Annotated in this window: 1 protein-coding gene; it reads right to left on the bottom strand. The window is 42.1% G+C overall.

Translation table 11 applies throughout. The features are described 5' to 3' along the window. Window positions 1-181: 181 nt before the first annotated feature. The coding region (locus RFK25_RS11515; protein ID WP_332413549.1) for an LPXTG cell wall anchor domain-containing protein at window positions 182-579 on the bottom strand (398 nt) is incomplete at its 5' end.

The following is a 579-nucleotide window of genomic DNA, read 5'->3' as shown; positions in this document are numbered from 1 at the left end:
TCACAAGTCCTTTTTATTATATTATACTCCTAAATACGAAGAAAAGCCCTTAGAAAATAAATTCTAAGGACTTTGTCTTCAGTCTGAAATGGTCCAAAGGACCATTTTTCCGAAAAGTCATTCTTTTCTTGTTTTTTCATTTTATATAGTAAAGGGGGAATCCTTCTACTACTAAAACTCATTAGTCTTCGTTACGACGACGTTTACCTGCAAGAGCAAGAGCTGCGATAAGCATACCTGCACCAAGTACTGCTGCTGATGATGAAGCTTCACCAGTATTTGGCAATTGAGCCGCACCAGCTTTAGCAGTTGTTGCTGGAGCTGATGGTGTAGCTGGAGCTGCAGGAGCCTGTGGTTTTGGTGTCGCAGGCGCTTGAGGTGTTGGAGTTGCAGGAGTTTCAGGTTTTGGTGCAACAGAGTTGCTTACCTTACGGTAAACATGATATGTATTACCATCACCATCAGTATATGTCTTACCTGTGAACTCATATCCTGGGATTGACTTGTTAGGTGTTGTACCCTCTTCTTGCGGTGCAATTGGGTTACCATCTTCGTCAACGTGGTTTGTTACAACCTTCT

The sequence above is a fragment of the Streptococcus sp. SS-4456 genome (assembly GCF_036680365.1).
In the GTDB taxonomy this organism is placed as follows: Bacteria; Bacillota; Bacilli; order Lactobacillales; family Streptococcaceae; genus Streptococcus.
This window is presented reverse-complemented; position numbering and strand designations above follow the sequence as displayed.